Source organism: Tenacibaculum sediminilitoris (genome assembly GCF_964513795.1).
GTDB lineage: Bacteria > Bacteroidota > Bacteroidia > Flavobacteriales > Flavobacteriaceae > Polaribacter > Polaribacter sediminilitoris.
The window spans coordinates 23696-48091 of record NZ_CAZEQR010000006.1; the positions used below are offsets into that span (position 1 = coordinate 23696).

The 24396-nt window shown below is 33.1% G+C and carries 20 protein-coding genes, 3 tRNA genes and 1 pseudogene; 14 read left to right on the top strand and 10 right to left on the bottom strand.

Annotated features, from left to right (window positions below; all coding sequences use genetic code 11):
• Positions 1–184 precede the first annotated feature (184 nt).
• Positions 185–1816, bottom strand: a complete 1632-nt coding sequence (locus ACKTSW_RS02630; RefSeq protein WP_408023722.1) for an ABC-F family ATP-binding cassette domain-containing protein — start codon at positions 1814–1816, stop codon at positions 185–187.
• Positions 1817–2224: 408 nt separating this feature from the next.
• Between ACKTSW_RS02630 and ACKTSW_RS02635 the strand changes: the two genes are divergently transcribed.
• The 3 genes from ACKTSW_RS02635 to ACKTSW_RS02645 all read left to right on the top strand — a co-directional run bounded on the left by ACKTSW_RS02635 (position 2225) and on the right by ACKTSW_RS02645 (position 5069).
• Positions 2225–3919 (top strand): amidohydrolase, encoded by a 1695-nt coding sequence (locus ACKTSW_RS02635; protein ID WP_408023723.1) that lies wholly within the window; start codon positions 2225–2227, stop codon positions 3917–3919.
• Between the two features lie 40 nt (positions 3920–3959).
• Positions 3960–4100 carry an FG-GAP repeat domain-containing protein gene (locus tag ACKTSW_RS02640; RefSeq protein WP_408023765.1) on the top strand — a complete coding sequence of 47 codons (141 nt, stop codon included), beginning with the start codon at positions 3960–3962 and terminating at the stop codon, positions 4098–4100.
• Between the two features lie 174 nt (positions 4101–4274).
• Positions 4275–5069 (top strand): cation transporter, encoded by a 795-nt coding sequence (locus ACKTSW_RS02645; protein WP_408023724.1) that lies wholly within the window; start codon positions 4275–4277, stop codon positions 5067–5069.
• Between the two features lie 136 nt (positions 5070–5205).
• Here the strand turns inward: ACKTSW_RS02645 and holA are convergent, their stop codons facing one another.
• Positions 5206–6207 (bottom strand): DNA polymerase III subunit delta, encoded by a 1002-nt coding sequence (gene holA / locus ACKTSW_RS02650; RefSeq protein WP_408023725.1) that lies wholly within the window; start codon positions 6205–6207, stop codon positions 5206–5208.
• A 371-nt stretch (positions 6208–6578) separates the two neighbouring features.
• Here holA and ACKTSW_RS02655 point away from each other — a divergent pair, with 371 nt between their 5' ends.
• Positions 6579–7022 carry a type I restriction enzyme HsdR N-terminal domain-containing protein gene (locus tag ACKTSW_RS02655; protein WP_408023726.1) on the top strand — a complete coding sequence of 148 codons (444 nt, stop codon included), beginning with the start codon at positions 6579–6581 and terminating at the stop codon, positions 7020–7022.
• 350 nt (positions 7023–7372) lie between these two features.
• On the opposite strand, the gene ACKTSW_RS02660 is transcribed toward ACKTSW_RS02655, so the two are convergent.
• The 3 genes from ACKTSW_RS02660 to ACKTSW_RS02670 are packed head-to-tail and all read right to left on the bottom strand — an operon-like array spanning position 7373 to position 9113.
• Positions 7373–7798, bottom strand: coding sequence for a DUF2147 domain-containing protein (locus ACKTSW_RS02660; RefSeq protein ID WP_408023727.1), 426 nt, complete (start codon positions 7796–7798; stop codon positions 7373–7375).
• 45 nt (positions 7799–7843) lie between these two features.
• On the bottom strand, positions 7844–8371 hold the full coding sequence (locus ACKTSW_RS02665) for a KdsC family phosphatase (RefSeq protein WP_408023728.1): 528 nt from the start codon (positions 8369–8371) through the stop codon (positions 7844–7846).
• Entirely contained in the window at positions 8355–9113 is a 759-nt protein-coding gene (locus tag ACKTSW_RS02670) for a Rossmann-like and DUF2520 domain-containing protein (RefSeq protein ID WP_408023729.1), read from the bottom strand. Before ACKTSW_RS02670 ends, ACKTSW_RS02665 begins: the two co-directional genes overlap by 17 nt.
• A 152-nt stretch (positions 9114–9265) precedes the next feature.
• Between ACKTSW_RS02670 and ACKTSW_RS02675 the strand changes: the two genes are divergently transcribed.
• The 4 genes from ACKTSW_RS02675 (at position 9266) to ACKTSW_RS02690 (ending at position 12757) form a co-directional block, all read left to right on the top strand.
• Positions 9266–10675 carry an MATE family efflux transporter gene (locus ACKTSW_RS02675; RefSeq protein ID WP_408023730.1) on the top strand — a complete coding sequence of 470 codons (1410 nt, stop codon included), beginning with the start codon at positions 9266–9268 and terminating at the stop codon, positions 10673–10675.
• 76 nt (positions 10676–10751) lie between these two features.
• Positions 10752–11909, top strand: a complete 1158-nt coding sequence (locus ACKTSW_RS02680) for a trans-sulfuration enzyme family protein (RefSeq protein ID WP_408023731.1) — start codon at positions 10752–10754, stop codon at positions 11907–11909.
• Entirely contained in the window at positions 11910–12626 is a 717-nt protein-coding gene (gene bshB1, locus ACKTSW_RS02685; protein WP_408023732.1) for a bacillithiol biosynthesis deacetylase BshB1, read from the top strand.
• Between the two features lie 55 nt (positions 12627–12681).
• A tRNA-His gene (locus ACKTSW_RS02690) sits at positions 12682–12757 on the top strand.
• 83 nt (positions 12758–12840) lie between these two features.
• Here the strand turns inward: ACKTSW_RS02690 and ACKTSW_RS02695 are convergent.
• Entirely contained in the window at positions 12841–13752 is a 912-nt protein-coding gene (locus ACKTSW_RS02695; protein WP_408023733.1) for a lysophospholipid acyltransferase family protein, read from the bottom strand.
• 66 nt (positions 13753–13818) lie between these two features.
• On the opposite strand from ACKTSW_RS02695, the gene ACKTSW_RS02700 reads away from it, so the two are divergent.
• Complete coding sequence (locus tag ACKTSW_RS02700) at positions 13819–14466, top strand: rhomboid family intramembrane serine protease (RefSeq protein ID WP_408023734.1); 648 nt, start codon at positions 13819–13821, stop codon at positions 14464–14466.
• A gap of 30 nt (positions 14467–14496) precedes the next feature.
• On the opposite strand, the gene ACKTSW_RS02705 is transcribed toward ACKTSW_RS02700, so the two are convergent.
• Positions 14497–14569 (bottom strand) — tRNA-Gly (locus ACKTSW_RS02705).
• Between the two features lie 41 nt (positions 14570–14610).
• Positions 14611–14683 (bottom strand) — tRNA-Gly (locus tag ACKTSW_RS02710).
• A 488-nt stretch (positions 14684–15171) separates the two neighbouring features.
• Here ACKTSW_RS02710 and ACKTSW_RS02715 point away from each other — a divergent pair.
• Entirely contained in the window at positions 15172–15366 is a 195-nt protein-coding gene (locus tag ACKTSW_RS02715) for a cold-shock protein (protein WP_099213861.1), read from the top strand.
• A gap of 1081 nt (positions 15367–16447) precedes the next feature.
• Here the strand turns inward: ACKTSW_RS02715 and ACKTSW_RS02720 are convergent.
• Complete coding sequence (locus tag ACKTSW_RS02720) at positions 16448–16711, bottom strand: hypothetical protein (protein WP_408023735.1); 264 nt, start codon at positions 16709–16711, stop codon at positions 16448–16450.
• Positions 16712–17289: 578 nt separating this feature from the next.
• Between ACKTSW_RS02720 and ACKTSW_RS02725 the strand changes: the two genes are divergently transcribed.
• Positions 17290–17577, top strand: a complete 288-nt coding sequence (locus tag ACKTSW_RS02725; protein ID WP_408023736.1) for a hypothetical protein — start codon at positions 17290–17292, stop codon at positions 17575–17577.
• Positions 17578–17711: 134 nt separating this feature from the next.
• Positions 17712–17841, top strand: a pseudogene (locus ACKTSW_RS02730) (IS3 family transposase); the annotation flags it as partial.
• 593 nt (positions 17842–18434) lie between these two features.
• On the opposite strand, the gene gcvP reads toward ACKTSW_RS02730, so the two are convergent.
• Entirely contained in the window at positions 18435–21290 is a 2856-nt protein-coding gene (gene gcvP / locus ACKTSW_RS02735) for an aminomethyl-transferring glycine dehydrogenase (protein ID WP_408023737.1), read from the bottom strand.
• Between the two features lie 131 nt (positions 21291–21421).
• Between gcvP and ACKTSW_RS02740 the strand changes: the two genes are divergently transcribed.
• Complete coding sequence (locus tag ACKTSW_RS02740; protein WP_408023738.1) at positions 21422–22231, top strand: UbiA prenyltransferase family protein; 810 nt, start codon at positions 21422–21424, stop codon at positions 22229–22231.
• A gap of 167 nt (positions 22232–22398) precedes the next feature.
• On the top strand, positions 22399–24291 hold the full coding sequence (gene serA / locus ACKTSW_RS02745) for a phosphoglycerate dehydrogenase (RefSeq protein WP_408023739.1): 1893 nt from the start codon (positions 22399–22401) through the stop codon (positions 24289–24291).
• The last annotated feature ends 105 nt before the right edge of the window (positions 24292–24396 follow it).

Sequence of the window (24396 nt, forward strand, 5' to 3'; positions counted from 1 at the left end):
AAAAACTGATACTTCTATAAATAGCTTCTGACTAGAGTTAAATTATCTATGTTTATTCATATAGAAAAAATATAAAACTCTGTTAGCTAATTGGTTAATCTTTACAACTACGAAGGAGTGTACGACTGAAATAATCTCTCTACCAACAGACAGATTGCTTCACTAGCAGTCGTGATGACTTTTTCTACAAATCTATCTCCTTTAACGCTTTAATATTATTACGCTCTAAAAATGCATCAATCGTTTCAAAGTGTTCGATAACGCGTTGGTCTTTAAATTCAAATACTTTTTGAGATAAGCCCTGTAAGAAATCACGGTCGTGCGATACTAAAATCAACGTTCCATCGAAGTGCAATAAGGCTTCTTTAATTACCTCTTTTGATTTTAAATCTAAGTGGTTTGTAGGTTCATCTAATATCAATAGGTTTACTGGTTCTAACAAGAGTTTTACCATTGCTAAACGGGTTTTCTCTCCACCAGAAAGTACTTTTACTTTCTTTTCTAAATCATCACCCGAGAACATAAAACGACCTAATATATTTTTGATTTGCGTTCGAACATCACCTTCAGCAACCTCATCTACTGTTTGGAAAATTGTTAATTCAGGGTCTAACAACGACGCTTGATTTTGTGCAAAGTAGCCCACTTTGGCATTGTGCCCTAAACCACATTCACCTTCAAAATCTATTTCCCCCATAATTGCTTTAATCATGGTCGATTTTCCTTCTCCGTTTCTACCTACAAACGATACTTTTTCTCCACGAGCTATAGAAAAACTTGCATCTTTAAACACGGTTAAGTCTCCGTATTGTTTCGTCAATCCTTCTACTTTTACAGGATAGTCTCCCGAACGTGGTGATGGTGGAAAACGCAGTTTTAATGCTGAGGTATCTACTTCATCAATCTCTACAGGAACCAATTTTTCTAACATACGCTCACGAGAAGCTACCTGATTCGTTTTCGAATAGGTTCCTTTAAAACGCTCGATAAACGCTTTGGTATCGGCTATAAACTTTTGTTGTTCTTGGTAGGCTTTTAACTGGTGTGCACGACGTTCTTTACGCAACTCTAAATAGTGTGAGTAGTTCGCTTTGTAATCGTGAACCGTTCCCATGGTAACCTCAATGGTTCTGTTGGTAATGTTATCGATAAACGCTTTATCGTGCGAAATTACTACTACTGCCTTGGCTTTGTTCAATAAGAAGTTTTCCAACCAAATTACCGATTCGATATCTACGTGGTTGGTAGGCTCATCTAACAAAATTAAATCGGGTTTTTGCAGTAAGATTTTCGCCAACTCAATACGCATACGCCAACCACCACTAAATTCTGAGGTTGCTCTTTCAAAATCTTCTTGCTTAAAACCTAATCCTTTTAAAGCTTTCTCTACTTCTGCTTCGTAGTTTATTTCTTCTAACGCGTAGAATTTTTCTCCTAAATCTGAAACACGCTCAATGATTTTCATATAATCGTCCGATTCGTAATCGGTACGGGTTTCTAATTGTTTGTTGAGGTCATCCATTTCGGCTTTCATGGCAAAAATAGATGCAAATGCTTTGGAAGCCTCTTCTTTTACCGTGCAATTGTCTTCCATTAACAAATGCTGAGGTAAATAAGCAATTACGGTATCTTTCGGACTGCGAACACCTCCTTTAGTAGGGTTGAAAACTCCTGCTATAATTTTCATCATGGTGGATTTTCCTGCGCCATTTTTACCCATTAAGGCAATTTTATCGTTCTCGTTAATTACAAACGAAACGTCACTAAACAGGGTGTTACCACTAAACTCAACCGTTAATTGATCTACCGTAATCATACAAATAATTTTAAGCGGCGAAATTAGCAAAAATGGTGTATACCTTTCATAAAAATTTAGTGTAACCTGAGTTTTATAAATTAACTAAAAATCAATAGGGTGCCATGTCGATAGCATGAAGTATGAGTGATGAGACATCTCAACAATAGGGGGTACTCACTTTAATGAGATCCCTCTTTTTGGTCGGGATGACGCTTTCAAGCCATCTTTAAAGGTAAAAACCAATATTATATACGGCTACTAACTTATGCTACAACTAACAATGTGTATAATTAATTGCTAGTTCTAAACTACTTACGAAAGTCATCGCGGACTTTCTATCTGTGATTTATTTGCTAACTTTAGTGTTTAAAAAAACGTAACTAATTTTTACAAACACATTGGTAATAATTAAAAATAACATGATTAATGAAAAAAATCTTACTTCTACTGTTAGGAATATCAATTATTTATTCTTGTAATAAAACCGAAAAATCAAATCAAGCAACAGTCTACTACAACGGTGATATTCTTACGATGGTGGGTGAATCGCCAAATTATATTGAAGCCCTTGTTGAAAAAGAAGGTAAAATCGTTTTTACTGGTACTAGTTATGAAGCGATGCAATTTGCGGGTAAAGGTCACAATATGATTGACCTTGAAGGAAAAACATTAGTTCCAGGTTTTATAGATGGACATTGTCATTTTGCAAATTTTGGAGGACAGGCAATAGGAGCTCAATTACTTGCTTCGCCCGATGCAAATGTTGATGATATAGAGATGTTAATTTCAGTATTAAAACAATGGAATACACCAGAAAACAGGGTACTTACAGGTTGGGTATTTGGAACTGGTTTCGATGATTCGGTCTTAAAAGAAAAACGGTTTCCAACCAAACATGATTTAGATAAAGTAAGTACCGAATTTCCAATAATGATTGTCCATATATCAGGTCACTTTGCAGTTGTTAACTCTAAAGGATTAGAGCAGTTAGGTATTAATGCCAATTCTAAAGACCCGGAAGGTGGTTTAATTAGACGTGAAAAAAACTCAAATGAACCTAACGGTGTACTTGAAGAACTAGCAGCAATTCCTTTTATGCTTCAAGCGATAGCGCCTAAATCTGAAGAAGCGTTAATTAAGTTTTTTGAAGCAGGACAGGATATGGCTCTTTCTTACGGCTATACTACTGCACAAGAAGGAAGAGCAATGCAAAATCAAGAAATGCTTGTAGCAATGGCTGAAATGGATAAATATAAAATTGATGTTATAAGCTATATCGATTACATGTTTGTAGATAAATACATGACTAGTAAATGGAATAGTAAAAGTTACAATAATAAATTTAGAATTGGTGGAATGAAAGTGACACTAGACGGTTCACCACAAGGAAGAACTGCTTGGAGAACAGAACCTTATTTAATTACACCTGACGGAATGCCACATGATTATAGTGGCTATCCAGCAATACCTAATGATAGTGTTCTATCTTCTATATTTGAAAAAGGTTTTAAAAATAATTGGCAAATTCTTACACATACTAATGGAGATGCAGCAGTGGACCAGCTTATAAGAACAATGAAGCCACTAAAAGATAAATACGGAAATGAAGGTAGACGAGATGTGATTATTCATGGACAGTACATAAGAGACGATCAATTAAACCAGGCAAAGGATATGAATATGATTGCATCTTTATTTCCTTTACACACATTTTATTGGGGAGATTGGCATAAAGAATTAATAGGCGATTCTTTAGTTCAAAAAATTAGTCCAGTAAAAACAGCATTAAACAAAGGTATAGATATAACCATTCATACAGATGCACCAGTTGCATTACCTAATTTAATGCGTGTAGTGTGGACAGCAGTAGCGAGAACTTCTCGGTCTGGTAAAATCATTGGGCCAGATGAAAGATTAACACCATACCAAGCGTTAAAAGCTATAACCATATGGTCGGCTTATCAACATTATGAAGAAGACAAAAAAGGAAGTCTTGAAAATGGAAAATTAGCTGATTTAGTAGTTTTGGATAAAAACCCTTTAAAAGTAAATGTTGAAGACATAAAAGATATACAAGTCTTAAAAACAATTAAGGAAGGGAAAATTGTATTTGAAAAATAACTATTGCCAACAATGAACTAAGCTAAAATCCAAAAATGAAATTTTTCTAAACGACGGAAAAGGCAACTTTGAAAAGATGATTACTTATGGCAACCAATCTGACCAAACACGTTCTGTCGATATTGGAGATTTTGACCAAGATGGATTTCCAGACATTGTCGAATCGAATTCTGGAACTTGAAATTTATTCTATATAACACGAAAAAATTAACTGAGGCAACAAAGAACTGAGTTAAAAAACGAAATATAATTAATAAGATAAAGGTCATTTGCAAACCGAAAAAGAAGTGTTTAAAATTCGCTACTTTTCACCTACAAGACTGTTGTGGTTAATTTTCAAAAACCGATAAAGTGAATGAATAAAACAATATTTGAGATTACTAAAATGGATTGTCCATCGGAAGAAAACCTAATTCGAATGAAATTGGACGGAATATCAAGTATTGCGAATTTGGACTTTGATATTCCGAACCGAAAACTAACCGTTTTTCACAGCGGAGAAATTGACCAAATCGAAAAGTCCGTTATCGAACTGAATTTGGGAGGAAAGAAAATCTCGACTGAACAAACTAACAAAACGGAATTTAATGAAAACTCAAACCAGAAAAAACTGCTTTGGACTGTTCTCGGAATAAATTTCACCTTTTTCCTAATCGAAATAACGACTGGAATCATTTCAAAATCTATGGGATTGGTTGCCGACAGTTTAGATATGCTTGCCGACTCATTTGTTTATGGGATTAGCTTGTTTGCTGTTGGCGGAACGATAAAGAAGAAAAAGCGAATTGCAAAACTTGCTGGATATTTTCAAATAACACTTGCAGTTATTGGGTTTGTAGAAGTATTAAGGAGATTTTTTGGAGACGAGACACTTCCCGATTTTTCAACAATGATAGTTGTATCGCTTTTAGCACTTATTGCAAATGGAATTTGTCTTTATATTTTACAAAAATCAAAAAGTAAAGAAGAAGCTCATATGAAAGCGAGTATGATTTTTACTTCAAATGACGTGATTATCAATTTGGGAGTTATAGTCGCTGGACTTTTGGTAAATTGGTTGAGTTCAAGCAAACCTGATTTGATTATCGGAACAGTTGTTTTTGCTCTGGTAATTCAAGGAGCATTTAGAATATTGAAATTAAGTAAATAAAGCACTAACCACAACACGGTGTATAATTAATTGCGGCTGAATTTCCTCATCGGAAATTCAATCTTATTAATTATCTTTCCGCAACAACGGAAAATGACTCGCGTCCTTTTCCCGCAAAAAATCATACACAAATACGTTAATGCAAAATCTTAAACAGTAATTCTTTTAAAATATCGGCATGGGTTTGGTTAGCACCAACCCCTTTGCTTTTTACATCGGCATCGCGTAATAGGGCTATAATTTGAGATATTTTTCGCATCGGGTAATTACGTGCTGCGTTTACATAATCGTCCACAAAATATGGATTTATACCTAAGTTTTTAGCTACCGAAGCTTTCGATTTATCTTTTAATCCGTGATATATCAATAACTGTGTAAAAAAGCTATTTAGTAAGGAAATGGTCATTACCAACGGATTGTTCTTTGGGTTTTGCGCAAAATAATTGATAATTCTATTCGCTTTTACCACCTCACGCTGTCCTACCGCTTTGCGCAACTCAAAATTGTTAAAGTCCTTAGAAATCCCAATGTTTTCTTCAATATGCTTATCGGTAATAATGGTTTCCGTAGGCAATACTGAGATTAGTTTATCTAATTCGTTGCTAATCTTGCTCAGATCGGTTCCTAAGAACTCTACCAACATTTGCGAAGCTTTGGGTTCGATATTAAACTTTTTTCCGCCTAGCATCTGGCGAATCCAATCAGCTACTTGGTTATCATACAGTTTTTTACTCTCGTAAATGAGTCCGATTTTGGCAATCGCTTTGTACGCCTTTTTACGTTTATCGAGCTTTTTGTATTTGTAGTTAAACACCAATACGGTACTTGGCTGTGGATTGGCAGCATACGACTCTATTTTATCAATCGTACGACTTAAATCTTGCGCTTCTTTAACAATAATTACCTGTTTTTCTGCCATCATCGGAAAACGTTTTGCCGACGACACAATTTCCTCTATCGACACATCACGACCGTACATAACTACTTGATTAAATCCTTTTTCAGACTCATCGAGCACATTGTCTTCAATATAATCTGAAATTTTATCTATGTAATAGGGTTCTTCCCCCATTAAAAAATAAATAGGTTTGATATTGCCTCCTTTTATATCGGATATAATCGTTTTAATTTCGTTCATGAGTCTTTCTTCTGCCTTCTTTTTGGTGTTATTATTTAAAATGTTGTAGCTAAGTATTTATTCCTTAGTAACACTCTTGGTCATTTCGACGGAGCGATTTTATGAGCGACGAGAAATCTTAACAATAAGAGTAACACACCTCTTGAGATTTAACTTCGCTGAACCTTACGGTTTCTCCTCCTACGTCGTTCGGAATGACAATTACTATAATGTCATTTAGAAGGAGGTTACGACTGAAAAATCTCATTCAACAAAGGAACTCTCATGTTTAAGATTTCTCACATTCCGCGTTGCTTCAGTTTAAGATGACAATAATGTTTCGTTATAGTGAACAACGAAGAAATAACTTATAATTTTCTTACTTTTGGTTTATGCAAAAGCTCAACCTTCCTAGCTATACATTCAAGCTCAAAAGTAACGAAAATAAGACGCTTATTTTTGATAATTTAAGAAAAAAATACATGGTCTTAACTCCCGAGGAATGGGTGCGTCAACATTTTGTTCAGTGGTTGATTCAAGAAAAAAACTATCCAGTATCACTCATCTCTATTGAAAAACAATTGGTTATCAATAACCTAAAAAAGCGTACTGATATTGTAGTGTTTGCTTCCAATGGACATCCGAATATTATTGTGGAATGTAAAGCTCCACATATAAAAATTACCCAAGATACGTTTGATCAGATTGCTCGTTATAATCTGAGACTTGATGCTGATTACCTCATCGTTACCAACGGACTCCAACACTTTTTTTGCATGCTCGATAAAGAGAAGGAAACCTATGTGTTTTTAAGAGATATTCCCGAGTATCGATAAACATCATTATTCCTAACTGAAAGATTGCTTCATTTTTCACTTCGACTTTAGTTTATCTTGAACGAAGCCGAAAGGCTCTGTATTTATTTGCAATGACGAAGCACTATTGTCATTTCGAGCGATAATGAGAAATCTATTTCTCGGTGACCGTCATTTCGAAGGAGTATGCGACTGAGAAATCTTAACGTTATGAGCAACTCCAAACCATGAGGTTTAGTTTTGCCGAACCTTACGGTTTCTAACACTTCGCTACCGTTTGGTTCAAATGACCGTTGTGTTTAATAAAAAAGTGTTGGACGAGTACAAAAAAAGCACCATTTAAAAATGATGCTTTTGAATATTTTTTATATTTAGTTTTTTCGGTGCCAGTAAGCGGTTCTTCCAAAGGCAGCAAAACCTATATAACCTCTAATTTTTAACTTGTTGTCGTTTTCAAGTTTGATATAGCACTTGTACTCTTTTCCGTTTTTAGGATCTAAAATTTTTCCACCACTCCATTCGTCACCATCTTTTTTTAGTCCTGTTAAAATATTCATTCCTAAAATAGGATTGTTTTTACGTTTTCCACTACATTTATCACAAACAGCTTCTTGGCGTTTTTTGTCGGTAATCTCAACAATTTTAGCGTATGCTTTTCCGTCTTTTTTATATACTTCAATTACAGAATCAACTTTGTTTGTTTCTTCATCGCGGTTTTCCCATTTACCAAAAATGGTTTGAGCACTCATTGAAAAGCTAGTGGTAATGAGTATTAAAGTAAAAAGTATTTTTTTCATTATATATAAGTTTTAATAGTATATCGTTTTCAAAAAGTATTCCAATTAATCGTATTGTGCATCAAAGTTGCTATCCCATTTTCCTTGTACACGCAATACTTGTTCAATAATATCACGAGCACAACCGTTACCGCCAGTTTTATCAGATATGTATTTTGAAACTTGTTGTATTTCACGAGCAGCATCGTTAGGGCAAGAAGGCATTCCAACAAGCTTCATTACAGGATAATCAGGAATATCATCTCCCATGTAGACTACATTTTCAGGGTTTAATTTATATTTTTCAACCAATTCATTAAACTGTTTAATTTTGTTGTGGGCCCCTAAATAAATATCGGTAATACCTAAGCCTTCTAAACGTGTGCGTACACCTTCGTTTTTTCCACCAGAGATAATACAAACTCTATAACCGGCTTTTACAGCAGCTTTTAAGGCATACCCGTCTTTAATATTCATTTGACGTACTAATTGACCGTCAGGAAAAACAGTTACAATTCCGTTAGTTAATACTCCGTCTACATCAAAAATAAAAGTATCTATTTGAGGTAAGTATTCTTTATAACTCTTTTCCATTTTGTTGGATTGATTTTGTAATAAGTTTATAAATTTCTTGTTGTTCAGCATTTAACAAAGCCAAATGATTTTGAATAGTTTTTTGATCGTTTCTTTTTGCAGGACCTGTTTGTGCTGCATCTGGACTTAGTTCGGTTATTTTTTGAGCTGTTTCTTTAATCAACGGTTGTAGTACTTCAAAAGGAACTTGATATTCATTACAAATATCAGCACCAATTTTATACATGTGGTTGGTAAAGTTATTTACAAAAACGGCAGCAACGTGTAATCGTTTACGTTGCTCTGAGTTGATACGATATATCTTTTTTCCAATAGATTTAGCAAGTGTTTCCAACAGCTGTAAATCCTCTTCATTTTCGGCTTCTAGACAAAATGGAATTTCATCAAAATTTACTTCTTTATCTTTTGAAAAACTTTGCAATAAGTAAAATATACCTTTACGTCCAGTGTTTTGTAACGACTGCATAGCTACACTACCAGAAGTGTGAACCACCAAACCATTTTTTTGTTCAATTTTACGAGAAACATCGCCAATAGCGTCATCTGAAACAGCAATGATATATACATCAGCTTTTGTTAAAAGCTCTATACTATTTGTAATAGGAGTAACTTCTTTTAAATGTTGAATTTGCTCAATATTTCGAGCATACATTTGTACTAACGATACTTCGTTTGTTTTACTAAAAGCATTGGCTAAATGTGTAGCTACATTTCCGCCTCCTATAATGACAACCTTAATCATAGCACGAAGATATTGAAATTAATTAAAATTAATTTTGCATATTTGTGCCATTATGATTGTATAAGTCACCTCAAATAGTAGTGTTGCCTGAGCAACACATAGTTATGTCTTATTCTTTTTAAGACAATTTTGTGTATCTATAAAACTTTATAATGACTGATAGCAATCAAACATCAAAACAAACCATATTCTCACTTTTTAAAGATGCTGTTTTAGGCAGACAACAAGATTTTACAACAGGAAGTATTCGTAAAGCTATTTTCTTATTAGCAATTCCGATGATTTTAGAAATGCTAATGGAATCTATTTTTGCTCTGGTAGATATTATTTATGTATCGAGAGTAAGTGTAAACGCAGTTGCTACTGTAGGGTTAACAGAATCTGTACTAACTTTAGTATATGCAGTAGCTATAGGGTTGAGTATGGCGGCAACTGCTTTAGTAGCGCGAAGAACAGGGGAAAAAGATTCAGAAGGAGCAAACCAAACAGCAGTACAAGTTATTTTTTTAGGAGTATTTATTTCAATTCTTATTAGTGTTGTTGGAACTGTATATCCGAAAGAAATACTAGCACTCATGGGGGGCGAACCTAATTTAATTGCAGAAGGTTTTGGGTATACACAAGTATTATTAGGGGGTAATATCACGGTAATGTTACTTTTTTTAATCAATGCTATTTTTAGAGGAGCAGGAAATGCATCGATAGCAATGTGGACGTTGATTTTATCGAATGGATTAAATATTATACTCGACCCCATTTTTATTTTCGGATTAGGACCTATACCTGCACACGGAGTAGAAGGAGCAGCTATAGCAACAACCATAGGTAGAGGAACAGCAGTGGTTGCACAGTTGTTAGTGTTGTTCTTTGGAGCAGGTAAAGTAAAACTAGCAGTTAAAGATTTAGCAATAAGAATTTCAGTAATGATCAACCTAATTAAAGTATCCTTAGGTGGTATAGGACAGTTTATTATTGGTACTTCTAGCTGGGTGGTTTTAATGAGAATTATGTCTGAATTTGGAAGCGAGGTACTTGCTGGATACACAATTGCTATTCGAATAATGATGTTTACTTTAATGCCTGCTTGGGGAATGAGTAATGCCGCAGCAACTTTGGTAGGTCAAAACTTAGGAGCACAACAACCTGAAAGAGCAGAGAAATCTGTTTGGATTACCAGTAAATATTGTGCTTTTTTTATGGGAGTAGTTTCATTGATTTATATAGTTTTTGCTCCAACTTTTTTAGGATGGTTTTCTGAAAACACTAAAGTTATTGAAAATGGAGCATTGTGTTTGCAAATTATGGCAGCAGGTTATATAGCTTATGCATACGGAATGGTTGTAATTCAATCATTCAATGGTTCAGGAGATACTAAAACACCCACCTACATAAATTTTTTGTGTTTTTGGTTATTCCAATTACCGTTTGCATACATAATGGCAATTACCCTTGAATTTGGTCCTGTTGGTGTCTTTTTAGCAATAACCTTAGCAGAAACTTTAATAGCTGTAATAGGTATTTGGTTGTTTAAAAAAGGAAAATGGAAATCAGTTAAGGTGTAAGCTAGTTTTTGTAACTTAGCTACTAAAGTTATGTAAAAAAAATCTCAAGTCTAAGATTTTAAAACCTCTTATAGCCATGAATATTAAACAAAAATTAGGCGTTAATACTATTTGTACACATGTTGGCGAAATAAAAGATGAACAGTTTAAAGGAGCTATTTCACCTATATATATGTCAACATCTTATCAGTTTGATAATGTTGATGTAAAAAGGTATCCACGTTATTTCAATACGCCTAATCAAGAAGCTTTGTGTAAAAAAATAGCAGCTTTAGAGAAAACGGAATCAGGTTTATTATTTGGTTCGGGTATGGCGGCTATTAGTACTTCGTTATTAGCATTTTTACAAAAAGGAGATCACGTAGTATTGCAAGAAACGTTGTATGGAGGAACCTATAATTTTGTGGTAGAAGAGTTTGATAAATTTGGAATAGAATATTCGTTTACCAATAGTTTAGCTATTGAAGATTTTGAAAAAGAAATTCAGAAAAATACACGTGTAATTTTTATTGAAACACCATCCAATCCTTTATTAAAGGTAGTAGATATGCAAGCTGTTGCTAATTTGGCAAAACAACATGGTATTATAACAATGATTGATAATACTTTTGCCACTCCAATTAACCAAACACCCGTTGATTATGGAATTGACATTATCATACACTCTGCAACTAAATATATGGGAGGTCATTCAGACATTTTAGCAGGAGCTGTTGCTACTTCAGAAGAACATATACAACGAATATGGAATTTAGCTAAGAACCTGGGAGGAAGTTTAAGTGATTTTACGGTATGGATGTTAGAACGTAGTTTAAAAACAATGAATTTACGTGTAAAACGCCAGAGTAAAAATGCTTTAAAAATGGCAAAATACTTAGAGAAAAGTGAATATATAGCTAAGGTGTATTACCCAGGGTTAAAATCGCATTCAGATTATAAGTTGGCCAAATCTCAAATGAAGTATTTTGGAGGTATGTTATCTTTTGAATTACAAGAAGAAATTGATGTGATGGATTTTCAACATAATTTAGCACTAATAAAACCATCTATGAGCTTAGCCGGAGTAGAAAGCACAGTATTAAGTCCTACACAAACCTCGCATGCATTACTATCACTAGAAGAAAGAGCTAAACAAGGAATAAAAGACGGACTTATTCGTTTTTCGGTAGGAATAGAAGAAACAAAAGATTTAATAAAAGATATAGAACAAGCATTACAAAAAACGATACAATAAATGAAACTAGATATATTAGCTTTTGGAGCGCATCCGGATGATGTTGAATTAGGATGTGCAGCCACGATAGCAAAAGAGATTTCGTTAGGAAAAAAAGTAGGTATAGTCGATTTAACTCGAGGAGAATTAGGCACTCGAGGTTCGGCAGAGTTAAGAGATAGTGAGGCAAGAGTAGCTGCTGAAATTTTAGGCGTATCAGTACGTGAGAATTTAGGGTTTGCTGATGGCTTTTTTAAGAATGATAAAGAGCATCAATTAGAAGTTATTAAAATGATACGTAAGTATCAGCCAGAAATAGTATTGTGTAATGCTGTTGACGATCGGCATATCGATCATCCAAAAGGAAGTCAGTTAGTGTCTGATGCATGTTTTTTAGGTGGGTTACTTAAAATAGCAACAGCATTAGATGGAGTTGAACAAGAAAAATGGCGGCCAAAACAAGTATATCATTATGTACAATGGAAGCATATTGAGCCTGATTTTGTAGTAGATGTTACTGGTTTTATGGATAAAAAGGTAGCATCGGTTATGGCATACTCTTCACAGTTTTTTGACCCTAAGAGTAATGAGCCAGAAACACCGATAACCAGTAAAAACTTTACCGATAGTATCGAGTATAGGGCAAGAGATTTAGGAAGGTTAATAGGGGTAGATTTTGCAGAAGGCTTTACCTCAGAACGTTATGTGGCAGTAGAAAACTTAAGTAAATTAATTTAAAAAAAAGTTTTGCCAAAATGTGAAAAGCTCGTATATTTGCACCCGCAAGTTACATGGTGATTGTAGCTCAGTTGGTTAGAGCGCCGGATTGTGGTTCCGGAGGTCGCCGGTTCGAACCCGGTCTTTCACCCAAAAAGCTAAAGCCTTTCTATATAGAAAGGCTTTTTTTGTGAAGTAAACTTATGGTAAAAATCAGCAAAAAAAAGCTTCTCAATTATTTTGGAGAAGCTTTTCTGTTTTCTAGCCATTGTTCGTATTTATCTTTATGTTTAAAACGTTTATGTGTCCATAAATAAAACTCTGGCTGTGTTTTAATATGAGCTTCTGTAATTTTTAAGTACTTATCGGTAATTTCAAAATTTTCAAACTCTTTTGGAGTTTCAGTTATAAGTTCAAAACTGGCTTCATAATACCCTCTTTTTACTTTGGTAACATTCATGTTTATGATGGCGAAATTATATTTTTTAGATAAAATTTCCATTCCAGTATGTACAGGAACCCAGTTGTTTAAAAAAGTAGCCCAGTACCTTGTTTTGTGAAGTTGAGGAGATTGGTCACTTAATAAAACATATAAACTTTGAATATTGTTTTTTATGCGTTCTTCTAGTTTTTTATTAAAAAGCCCTGTAGGAATACCATCATAACCAAACTTCGTTCTTGACGATTTGATTACTTTTTCAAAATAAGGGTTTTGTATTTTAGTATAAGTACCATAACAACTAATATCAGTTTTTAAAGGAAGCCCAAAAGACAACTCCCAATTACCTTGATGAGATCCTGTTAAGATGATACTTCTACCTTGCGCTGCTAGTTTGTTTATAATTTCAATATTTTTAAAAATGTATCTTTTTTCAATTTGCTTTTTTGATATAGTAAAAGATTTAATGCTTTCAAAAATTAAATCGACAAAATGTTTGTAAAATTTTTTTGCAATGTTTTTTATTTCCTTATCATTTTTATCGGGAAAAGCCATTTTAAGGTTTTCAATAACCACTTTTTTACGGTAGCCTACAAGACCGAAAATAATAAAGCGAAAAAAATCAGAAATTATATATAGTAATCTCATTGGTAAAATTGATAGTATCCATATAAGTGGATATACAATAATAAATATGAGTAGTTTCATAAAGTTTTAATTTTGGGCAAATATCGTAATTAACTTTTGTTTATGTTTGCGAGTATATATAAAATTATGAGTCAAATTATTATCATACTAATTGTCGCTAATGTATTAGTGTCTATCAAAGGATTTAACGATGCTGTTTTTTTTGATCGTTATAAATTTCAGATTCAAAAGATTTTAGGAGGAGAGAAAACACGAATGCTAAGCTCTGGTTTTTTGCATGTAGATTGGTTGCATTTGGGGTTTAATATGTATGCGCTATACTTGTTTGGAAAGGTGGTAAACTCTAATCTTGGTACGGTTAATTTCTTATTAATTTATTTTGCAAGTTTGTTGTCAGGTAGTATGTATTCGTTGTATCAACATAAACAAACACTTTACTATAGTGCTGTTGGTGCTTCTGGTGCAGTGTCTGGAATAATTTTTTCTTCTATAATGTTGTACCCAGATATGGAGCTGATAATGTTGCCAATACCAGTTCCAATTCCTGGCTATATTTTTGGTGTGGGGTATTTGTTATATTCTATTTACGGAATGAAAAATCAGGTGGGAAATATCGGTCATTCGGCTCATTTAGGAGGTGCTATTGGTGGATATTTGATAACATTAGTGTTACGACCAAGTGTAATAACAAATCATACAATAATGGTTGGTATTATGGCGCTAATTATTCTAGGGTTATTTTTCTTTGGAGATAAATTAAAACTAAATAAATAAAAAAACCGAAACAAGTGTTTCGGTTTTTTGAGCGAGAGACCAGGTTCGAACTGGCGACATTCAGCTTGGAAGGCTGACGCTCTACCAACTGAGCTACTCTCGCATTGGTAAAGTTGTTGCAATTACTTGCTATGTTTTAATTAGAGCGGGAGACCAGGTTCGAACTGGCGACATTCAGCTTGGAAGGCTGACGCTCTACCAACTGAGCTACTCCCGCAGTAAAGCGGTTGCAAATATAAGATTGTTTCTAATATCTGCAAAGACTTTTTTAAAAAAAAATAATGATAAACGTGCCTTTTATACATAACTTTCAGAAAGTGAATGCTATAAGTTTTAAAAGAGTTTGTATGTTGCGAGGGTATTTATATAGATATAAAATCTAGACTTTTACGGTACAAAAGTATCATGAATTACGATTCTTTACATGGTTTTAAAAATAAAAAGAAGTTAATTTCTAAATAATCAATTAAAAAAGACTATCTTTGCCTTGTTCAAGTAGAACACCTTAATAATTTCAAGGTAGTATATAGTAATTAGTTTTTTGAGTTTATTCTCTTCTTATCTTTTTTTTATTTCATTATTCCTTCATTTTTTAAGTGTTTATAAGCATAATAGCTTTTTATAATTGTGTAATAACATTATAAAGGTCATATGAAGGTTCTTCTTTTACACAACATTAATATAATAATTTAAAATTTAAGTAAGATGCAAGAAGGCACAGTAAAATTTTTTAACAACTCAAAAGGATTTGGGTTCATTACATCATCAGAATCAGGAGAAGATATTTTTGTACACAATTCAGGATTGATTGACGATGTTAGAGAGAATGACAAAGTACGTTATGATACCGAACAAGGTAGAAAAGGCTTAAACGCTTTTAATGTAGAAATTGTAGATTAAAGTTGTGGTTATTTTATAACCTAAACCTAACTATACAAAAAGGCTATCTGAAAAGATAGTCTTTTTTTGTGCTCAATGTCCCGCTCTGAAATAAGTTGACGCAAAATCGACTTATTTCAGAGCGGGACAGATTTATTAAAAAGGATACCAACCAAAGATTGGTTTAGCAAAGACAACGATTTTGTGCACTCATTAAGTCTTTTAAAATAATAATCATAAAAAACAACTATATGAAAACTACTTATACGTTACTGATAATGCTACTAACAACCCATGCGGCATCAGCGCAGGAATTAAATACAAATTGGAAAAATGATTTTACATAAATTTTTACAATTCAAAGATTCTATAGATGATATATCACCGTGTAATAAATTTGTTTTTGAAGCTTTAAAGTCAGTATAGGGGTTAGTGACTTTTATAGTGCAGAAAAGAATAGGTATATGGTAGCGAATGAAATTTACGATTACTTATAAACAAGTTCTAAATGGACCTTATTAGGAAAATCAAGCAATCAAAATAAACTAAATAATGAAGGATATACTAATTTTAAAAAAGGCAGTCGTAGCTATTTATAGAGGCAATGTATGGGGATAATGCATTAATACTTCCTAGAACCTTATCACAATTATCTATCTGGAATTTAAAAAGTACCTAATTCGGCCTCGTTTCTAAATACTAACTCAATAAGTGATATATCTGTAAAAAAAAATGTTCTTTGATTTTTCATCTAATAATAAAGGTAAAGTATTATTATATGGAAGAAATTACTAAGACCCTAATAAAAAGGATAGGGTAGAAGGTAGAACGAAGCAATCAGTCTTTTGATAGTAGTCATAGCAAATGAATTTATAATTGAAGTAATCTTTTATTGACTATCATCATTTCGAAGGAATATGTGATTAAGAAATTGTAAGGTTTAGTGGAGCTAAATCTTAGTGCGGTGAGTAACTCATGATCTTAAGATTTCTCCTTTTAGCTGAAATGAACATTTTTGATTCATAAAATTACGTCATTTTACTATGTAATTTGTCATTATAACAAATAAAGTCAAACAACCTACCCTATAAATAAAAGTGCTTTAGGCACGTTGTTTTTCTAACCAAGAACTTACACTTCCTAACTCACGAGCTTGGTAAAAATTATCTTCTCGTAAAATACAATCCTTAGTTGAGGTAGGATCTATTTTTATAAAGCGGTATAACACTAGTTTTATTAAAGACTCTCTTACATCCTCATAGGTTGCACCATTTTTTTTATTGGTGTCAATGATCTCTTGAATAAAATTATCTATTCTATTAAACTTAGTATCTGTTAATAAGGCTTTAAAAACGACTTCTTCCATAATTCATGTTTTATGCCTACAAAACTACTTATTAATATAGTGATTCAAAAGGTGATATATGCAAAAAAAAATGTGGATTTCCGTGGTGTCCTTATTGTCATTTCTTGTAAAGGTTAACTAATTCGTTGACAAATTTTATATTTTGTTATACGAATGAATACAAATGATTTAACCCTAATTCTAAGTTATTTATAGAAGTGCCAATTTTTGATTAGTGAGTATGAACAAGTAAAAAATAAAGTACCCTCTCGTTATCGTCATTGTGAGTGATAGCGAAGCAATCTCTCTATCGAAAAAAGATAGCTACGTCGTTATAGCTCCTTGCTATGATGTTTTGTTATCGCTATTCCTATATTAAACCCTCAAAAATAAAAGATAAGTTTTTTTATAATATGATATTTTAACATGTTTATTATTGTTTATGTGTTGTTTTTAAGTTTATTTTTATATTGAAAAGTTAAAGTTTGTATCATTTAGTTGAAATATTTGTAATTGGTTTTTTAAATAGATACATTGGTAACAAGATTAGTGTGTCATAGCGCGCGTCTTAATTAATAACCCTAAACCCCCAAGTAAAAATGACTACAAAATTAAATTTTCAGACTATTGCAAAAGAACAAATAAAGTTCTTGAAATTCCCCAAAGAAGAGGTATTACAAAAAAAGAAGGCTGTGTTAAATCGTTTTTTAGATTTACAACGAGCATTATCTTTAGGAAACTTAGAAAGAGAAAAAGTAAAAATATTTTTTAAGGACATGGATGGCTTAAAGAAAGTAGAAACGACTGTTTGGGGAATAACTGACAAATCAGTAATCTTAAAAGAAGCAACTATAATTCCGTTAGAAAGAATTGTAAGCGTAGCATAAAAAAAAAGCTTCGACATTGTCGAGGCTTTTTTTTTATTTTTTGTCCCGTCCTAAAATAAGTTGACACAAAATCAACTTATTTATGAATGACTCAGAAAATCAAACAAAAAAAATGAACCCAACGAGATTACAATTTGGGTTTTAAATTAGCTGTGGTATCACAGGTAGAAAAAAGAGGGGCTAAGCTATAAACAAGCACAAAAGTTTTACGGTACCCAAGGAAGAAGTACCATTTTGGTTTGGTTACGAAAACATGGTAACTTAACTAGAATAACCTCTCAATCCATTTTATGCAAAACCCAAAGAAAACCCAGCTCAAAAAATTAAACGATTAGAACGAGAACTTAAGGATGAGATTTTCAATACGATAATCGATATCTCAGACAAGCTATATGTTAGCCTAAACATAGATTATTACCTAAGAGAGAAGACTCAAGAAGAATTACATTTAAATAACACATTCTACACATCATTGGCTAAGGAAACATCCTAATTTATTAAAAGAGTTGAAACCAACAAGGTCTGAACAATACTTAGTAAGTGATATTACTTATGTGAATAGATATTAAAAGACACATTATCTATCGCTAGTTACCGATGCTTATAGTAGAAAAATACTAGGATGTCACCTTAGTAATGATATGAGTGCTGAAAAATGTATTAAAAATAGCAGTTAAAAATAGGATAATTAAAGCAAAAGTAATTTATCATTCAGGTATGAGATGACCACATTTAAATCTTAATTATAAAGCGTCTAATTTTGTACATAACAAAAAAACCTTTGAAGCTAGCTTCAAAGGTTTTAATATTTTTTATAAAACTGTCAACCCATTTTAGGATGATTTATTATATATCTATTAGGCTTCCGTTTCCATATAATCTTCAATAGGATTACAAGAGCAAATTAAATTACGGTCACCAAAAGCATCGTCAACACGACGTACTGATGGCCAAAACTTATTGTCTGCAATATACTCTAAAGGAAATGCTGCTTGCTTACGTGAATATGGTAAATCCCATTCATCAGCAGTTAACATTTCTTGCGTATGTGGTGCATTTTTAAGCGGATTGTTAGGAGTTTCTTTGCTTACTTCAGCAATTTCTTTTCTAATAGAAATTAAGGCATCACAAAAACGATCTAACTCAGCTATACCTTCAGACTCTGTTGGTTCAATCATTATCGTTCCAGCTACTGGGAATGATACAGTAGGTGCATGGAATCCATAATCCATTAAGCGTTTTGCAATATCGGTGACTTCAATTCCGTTTTGTTTAAACTCGCGACAGTCTATAATCATTTCATGAGCTGCACGGTTCATTTCACCAGTATATAAAGTACTATAATGCCCATTTAAACGCTCTTTAATGTAGTTTGCGTTTAAAATAGCATTCTTAGTAGAGTTTGTTAATCCGTCAGCACCTAACATGGTGATATATCCATAAGAAATTAAACATACTAAGGCAGAACCCCAAGGAGCTGCTGAAATAGCAGTAATGGCATTATCGCCACCAGTAGCTATTACTGGGTTACTAGGTAAAAATGGAACTAATTGTGGTGCTACACAAATTGGTCCAACACCCGGCCCGCCACCACCGTGAGGAATTGCAAATGTTTTGTGTAAGTTTAAGTGACAAACGTCAGCACCAATTGTTGCAGGGTTGGTTAATCCTACTTGTGCATTCATGTTTGCACCGTCCATATATACTTGTCCACCATTATTGTGGATAATTTGCGTAATCTCTTTAATAGCTTTTTCAAATACTCCATGCGTAGATGGGTAGGTTACCATTAAAGCAGCTAAATTATCAGCATGTTTTTCAGCTTTAGCACGTAAATCTTCTACATCGATGTTTCCTCTTTCATCAGTTTTGGTAACTACTACCTTCATCCCAGCCATAACAGCTGATGCTGGATTAGTTCCATGAGCAGACGCAGGAATTAAACAGATGTTTCTGTTAGTATCACCATTTGCCTCATGATAAGCTCTAATAGTCATTAAACCAGCAAATTCTCCTTGCGCACCAGAGTTAGGCTGTAAAGAAGTGCCTGCAAAGCCAGTAATTACGTTTAATTGCTTTTCAAGGTTATCTAACATAATTTGATACCCTTCTGCTTGGTTTAATGGCGCAAATGGGTGAATATTACCCCATTGAGGATTACTTAACGGTAACATTTCAGAAGCAGCATTTAACTTCATGGTACAAGATCCTAAAGAAATCATTGAGTGATTTAATGCTAAATCTTTACGTTCTAATTTTTTGATATAACGCATCATTTCAGTTTCTGATTGATACGTGTTAAATATTTCGTTATCTAAAAAAGTAGTTGCTCTTTTTACGTCTGCCGGAATTACGTCTGTTGAAGTAAACTCAGTAACTAAAATATCTTTAATATTGAATGCTTGTTCGAAACAATCAACAATTTCATTGATTTCTTTTAAGCCTACTGTTTCGTTTACAGAAATTGAAATATGTTCTGTATCGATATAGTTAAAGTTGATTCCGTTTGCTTCTGCTACTGGACGTAACTTGTCTGCTTCAACTTCAACTAAGATAGTATCGAAATAAGCACTATTTTTTTGTTTGAAACCTAAATCGTTTAAAGCTTTAGCTAAGGTTGCAGTGCTTGTGTGTACACGATCTGCAATGTATTGTAACCCATCTTTTCCGTGGTATACAGCATACATACCTGCCATAACAGCTAATAATACTTGTGCAGTACAAATGTTTGAAGTTGCTTTTTCACGTTTAATGTGTTGCTCACGTGTTTGTAATGCCATACGTAAAGCACGACCACCGTCAACATCTTTTGTAACTCCAATAATACGACCAGGAATACTACGCTTGTAAGCTTCTTTAGTAGCAAAATATCCAGCGTGAGGGCCTCCGTATCCTAAAGGAATACCAAAACGTTGTGTAGTACCTACCACAACATCAGCACCAAATTCAGCAGGAGCTTTTAACTTTACTAATGATAAAATATCAGCAGCAACAGCTACTTTAATGTTATTTGCGTTACAATTAGCAACGAAATTGGTATAATCATATACTTGTCCGTGTTTTCCAGGATATTGTACGATAGCACCAAAGAATTCTTCTGAGAAATTAAATTCTTCGTGGTTACCAACAACTAATTCAATTCCAATAGGAATGGCACGTGTTTGTAAAACCGATAGGGTTTGTGGTAAAACTTCTTCTGAAACAAAAAACTTGTTTACGTTTTCTTTCTTTTGTGCTCGTTCACGGACGTCAAATAATAACGCCATGGCTTCGGCAGCTGCAGTACTTTCGTCTAATAATGAAGCATTGGCTAATTCCATTCCTGTTAAATCACAAATCATAGTTTGATAGTTTAACAAGGCTTCTAAACGCCCTTGTGCTATTTCAGCTTGATAAGGGGTGTACGCAGTATACCATCCCGGGTTTTCTAAAATATTACGTTGAATTACACTAGGTATAATAGCTTCGTGATACCCTAAACCAATATAACTTTTAAAAACTTTGTTTTTTGCACCTAATTCATTAATGTGATTTAGGTATTCATATTCGCTCATGGCAGGAGCTAAATCTAATTCCTTTTGTAAGCGAATATCATCAGGAATAGTTTCGTAAATCAATTGGTCTAAATTCTCAATGCCAATTGTTTGAAGCATTTGATCCTGGTCTTTAACGCGAGGACCTATATGCCTAAGTTGAAATGAATTTGTGTTCATTATTGTGTTGTTGTTTTTCGTGCCTCAAAAATAGTGAAATTGGTTGATTTGATACTACATGTTTTTTTGTTAAAAACAATATTTTATTAACCAAAAGAGCTATTTATAAACATAAAAGTTATTTTTGTTAAATGAACTTTTTTAAAAAAGCACTTGATTTTTATATAAATTCTAGTATTCATGTAGCCTTATCGGTGTTTTCATTGTTTAGAATTACGGAATTATATTTTAACTTTTCGTATGATAAATCACTTGGTTTTTTTGTTTTTTTTGCCACAATTACTGGGTATAATTTTGTTAAGTATGCAGGAGTGGCAAAACTCCATCACCGAAGTTTGACTAAAAATTTGCAAATCATTCAAATATTTTCGCTGATGTGTTTCTTATTGATGTGTTATTTTGCTTTGTTGCTACCGTTAAAAACATTATTGTTTTTTGTGCCTTTAGGAGTATTAACTTTTTTATATGCCGTACCTTTTTTAAGTGGATTTCAAAAAAACTTACGAAGTATTGGTTATATGAAAATAATAGTAGTGGCTTTGGTATGGGCAGCAACTACGGTGCTGTTACCAATATATGCTGGTGAAATTCCTTTTACAATTGAAGTATATTTGTCTGCAATACAACGTTTTTTAATAGTAATAATATTACTATTACCTTTTGATATCCGTGATGTACAGTATGATACAATTTCTTTGCAAACAATTCCTAAAAAAATAGGTATTGAAAACACAAAAAAAATTGGAGTTGTTTTGTTGGGGGTGAGTTTAGTGTTGGAGTTTATTATTAGCCCCAATACTCACTTTCGAACTGTATTTTTAGTATTTTTTTCTGTACTTTTATTTCTATTGATGAGAGCAAAAGTAAACCAACCTAAATACTACAGTTCTTTTTGGGTAGAAGTTATACCTGTTTTTTGGTGGCTGTTCTTATTGATTTAAAATTGAAGTTTTTTAGAAGTATTAAAACCCAAAAAGTAATAGCTTGTAAGTTGTGTGTTTTATATAGTTAAAAACTGAAACTTAAGAGATTTGTAATACATGTTTTTAAGAAAAACCTTTGTACATTCGTTGGCTCAACAACACAAAAACAAAAACAAAAAAGTAACATGAATTTAGTAAAACGAAATTTCGTTTTCGATTTCGATAGCACACTAACAAGTGTAGAAGCATTAGATGTTTTAGCTGAAATCACTTTAAAAGGAAACTCAAAAAAGGAAGAGATTATTCAAGAAGTAATCCGTATTACAAATCAAGGAATTGATGGAGAAATGTCCTTTACTGAATCCTTAGAGAAACGTATTCAGTTATTAAGTGCTAAAAAGTCAGATTTACCCATCTTAATAGAAGAGTTAAGACAAAAAGTGTCTCCTTCTATAGAGAGAAACAAAGACTTTTTTGAAAGTTTTTCTGATGATATTTATGTGATTTCAGCAGGGTTTAAAGAGTTTATTGATCCAATAGTTGCAGAATACAACATTCCGTCAGAAAGAGTATATGCGAATACTTTTGAGTTTGATAAAGAAGGAGTTATTGTTGGGTTTGATACTCAAAATCCATTATCTAAACATAATGGAAAGATAGATTGTTTAAAGTTGTTAAATTTAGAAGGTGAAGTACAAGTAATTGGAGATGGTTATAGTGATGCTGTGACTAAAGAAGCAGGTGTTGCAGACACCTTTTTTGCTTATACAGAGAATGTGTCAAGAGACAAAACAATTGCAAATGCCGATCATATTACACCAAACTTAGATGAATTTTTATACGTTAACAAATTGCCTAGAAACTTATCATACCCAAAGAACAGAATTAAGATATTATTGTTAGAAAATGTGCACTCTGATGCTTTTACTAAACTATCAGGTGATGGGTTTTCAGTAGAAACTGTATCTAGAAGTTTATCAGAAGATGAATTGATTGAAAAGTTAAAAGACATACATGTATTAGGAATCCGTTCTAAAACACAAGTAACACGTAAAGTTATTGAAGCTGCTGAAAAATTAATGGTAGTTTCGGCTTTTTGTATTGGTACGAAGCAGATTGATTTGGAAGCTTGTAAAGAAAACGGAGTGGTAGTTTTTAATGCTCCATATAGTAACACACGTTCGGTGGTTGAACTAGCTATTGGAGAGATTATTATGTTAATGCGTAGCGTGTTTCAAAGGAGTACAGAAATTCATAATGGTCAGTGGAATAAAACTGCACAAGGATCAAGAGAGGTTCGTGGTAAAAAGCTAGGAATTGTTGGATATGGAAACATAGGTAAGCAATTATCTGTATTGGCTGAAGCTTTAGGGATGGATGTCTATTATTACGATGTAGAAGATAAATTAGCTTTAGGAAATGCTACCAGAATGAACACCTTAGAAGAGTTGTTGAATATTTCAGACGTAGTTACGTTACATGTTGATGATAATGCAGCGAATAAAAACTACATAGGAAAAGAAGAAATAGCTCAAATGAAAGATGGTGCGCACTTGGTAAATTTATCTCGTGGATTTGTAGTAGATATTGAAGCATTAGTGGAAGGTTTAAAATCTGGTAAAATTGCTGGAGCTGCTGTAGATGTGTATCCAGAAGAGCCAAGAAAAAATGGTGATTTTTATACAGAGTTAAAAGGATTAGATAACGTGATTTTGACGCCACACGTAGGAGGTAGTACAGAAGAAGCTCAAAAAGATATTGCTGATTTTGTTCCAAACAAAATTATGGCATATATCAACTCTGGAAATACGGTAGATGCGGTTAATTTCCCAAATATTCGTTTACCTAAGCATAAAAATGCACATCGTTTTTTACATATTCATAAGAACGTACCTGGGGTAATGGCGAAGATCAATAAAGTATTGGCGAAATATGAATTGAACATTACAGGACAATACTTGTCTACAGATGAAAAAGTAGGGTATGTGATTACAGATGTAGATAAAGAATACAACCAAGAAGTAATCTCAAAACTTAAAAAGGTTGAAGGTACAATCAAATTTAGAGTGTTGTACTAAAATGGTATTCTAAAATAACAATACTATAATTTATGATTCATGGTCTGCATTTTAATGCAGACCATGTTTTTGTTTATAGCTATTTTCTTAAAATAGAAAAGTAGC

Bases quoted from the DNA above. Each gene is read 5' to 3' on its own strand.
- ACKTSW_RS02630 (WP_408023722.1), bottom strand. From the start codon at position 1,816: ATGATTACGGTAGATCAATTAACGGTTGAGTTTAGTGGTAACACCCTG.
- ACKTSW_RS02635 (WP_408023723.1), top strand. From the start codon at position 2,225: ATGAAAAAAATCTTACTTCTACTGTTAGGAATATCAATTATTTATTCT.
- ACKTSW_RS02645 (WP_408023724.1), top strand. From the start codon at position 4,275: ATGAATAAAACAATATTTGAGATTACTAAAATGGATTGTCCATCGGAA.
- holA (WP_408023725.1), bottom strand. From the start codon at position 6,207: ATGAACGAAATTAAAACGATTATATCCGATATAAAAGGAGGCAATATC.
- ACKTSW_RS02655 (WP_408023726.1), top strand. From the start codon at position 6,579: ATGCAAAAGCTCAACCTTCCTAGCTATACATTCAAGCTCAAAAGTAAC.
- ACKTSW_RS02660 (WP_408023727.1), bottom strand. From the start codon at position 7,798: ATGAAAAAAATACTTTTTACTTTAATACTCATTACCACTAGCTTTTCA.
- ACKTSW_RS02665 (WP_408023728.1), bottom strand. From the start codon at position 8,371: ATGGAAAAGAGTTATAAAGAATACTTACCTCAAATAGATACTTTTATT.
- ACKTSW_RS02670 (WP_408023729.1), bottom strand. From the start codon at position 9,113: ATGATTAAGGTTGTCATTATAGGAGGCGGAAATGTAGCTACACATTTA.
- ACKTSW_RS02675 (WP_408023730.1), top strand. From the start codon at position 9,266: ATGACTGATAGCAATCAAACATCAAAACAAACCATATTCTCACTTTTT.
- ACKTSW_RS02680 (WP_408023731.1), top strand. From the start codon at position 10,752: ATGAATATTAAACAAAAATTAGGCGTTAATACTATTTGTACACATGTT.
- bshB1 (WP_408023732.1), top strand. From the start codon at position 11,910: ATGAAACTAGATATATTAGCTTTTGGAGCGCATCCGGATGATGTTGAA.
- ACKTSW_RS02695 (WP_408023733.1), bottom strand. From the start codon at position 13,752: ATGAAACTACTCATATTTATTATTGTATATCCACTTATATGGATACTA.
- ACKTSW_RS02700 (WP_408023734.1), top strand. From the start codon at position 13,819: ATGAGTCAAATTATTATCATACTAATTGTCGCTAATGTATTAGTGTCT.
- ACKTSW_RS02715 (WP_099213861.1), top strand. From the start codon at position 15,172: ATGCAAGAAGGCACAGTAAAATTTTTTAACAACTCAAAAGGATTTGGG.
- ACKTSW_RS02720 (WP_408023735.1), bottom strand. From the start codon at position 16,711: ATGGAAGAAGTCGTTTTTAAAGCCTTATTAACAGATACTAAGTTTAAT.
- ACKTSW_RS02725 (WP_408023736.1), top strand. From the start codon at position 17,290: ATGACTACAAAATTAAATTTTCAGACTATTGCAAAAGAACAAATAAAG.
- gcvP (WP_408023737.1), bottom strand. From the start codon at position 21,290: ATGAACACAAATTCATTTCAACTTAGGCATATAGGTCCTCGCGTTAAA.
- ACKTSW_RS02740 (WP_408023738.1), top strand. From the start codon at position 21,422: ATGAACTTTTTTAAAAAAGCACTTGATTTTTATATAAATTCTAGTATT.
- serA (WP_408023739.1), top strand. From the start codon at position 22,399: ATGAATTTAGTAAAACGAAATTTCGTTTTCGATTTCGATAGCACACTA.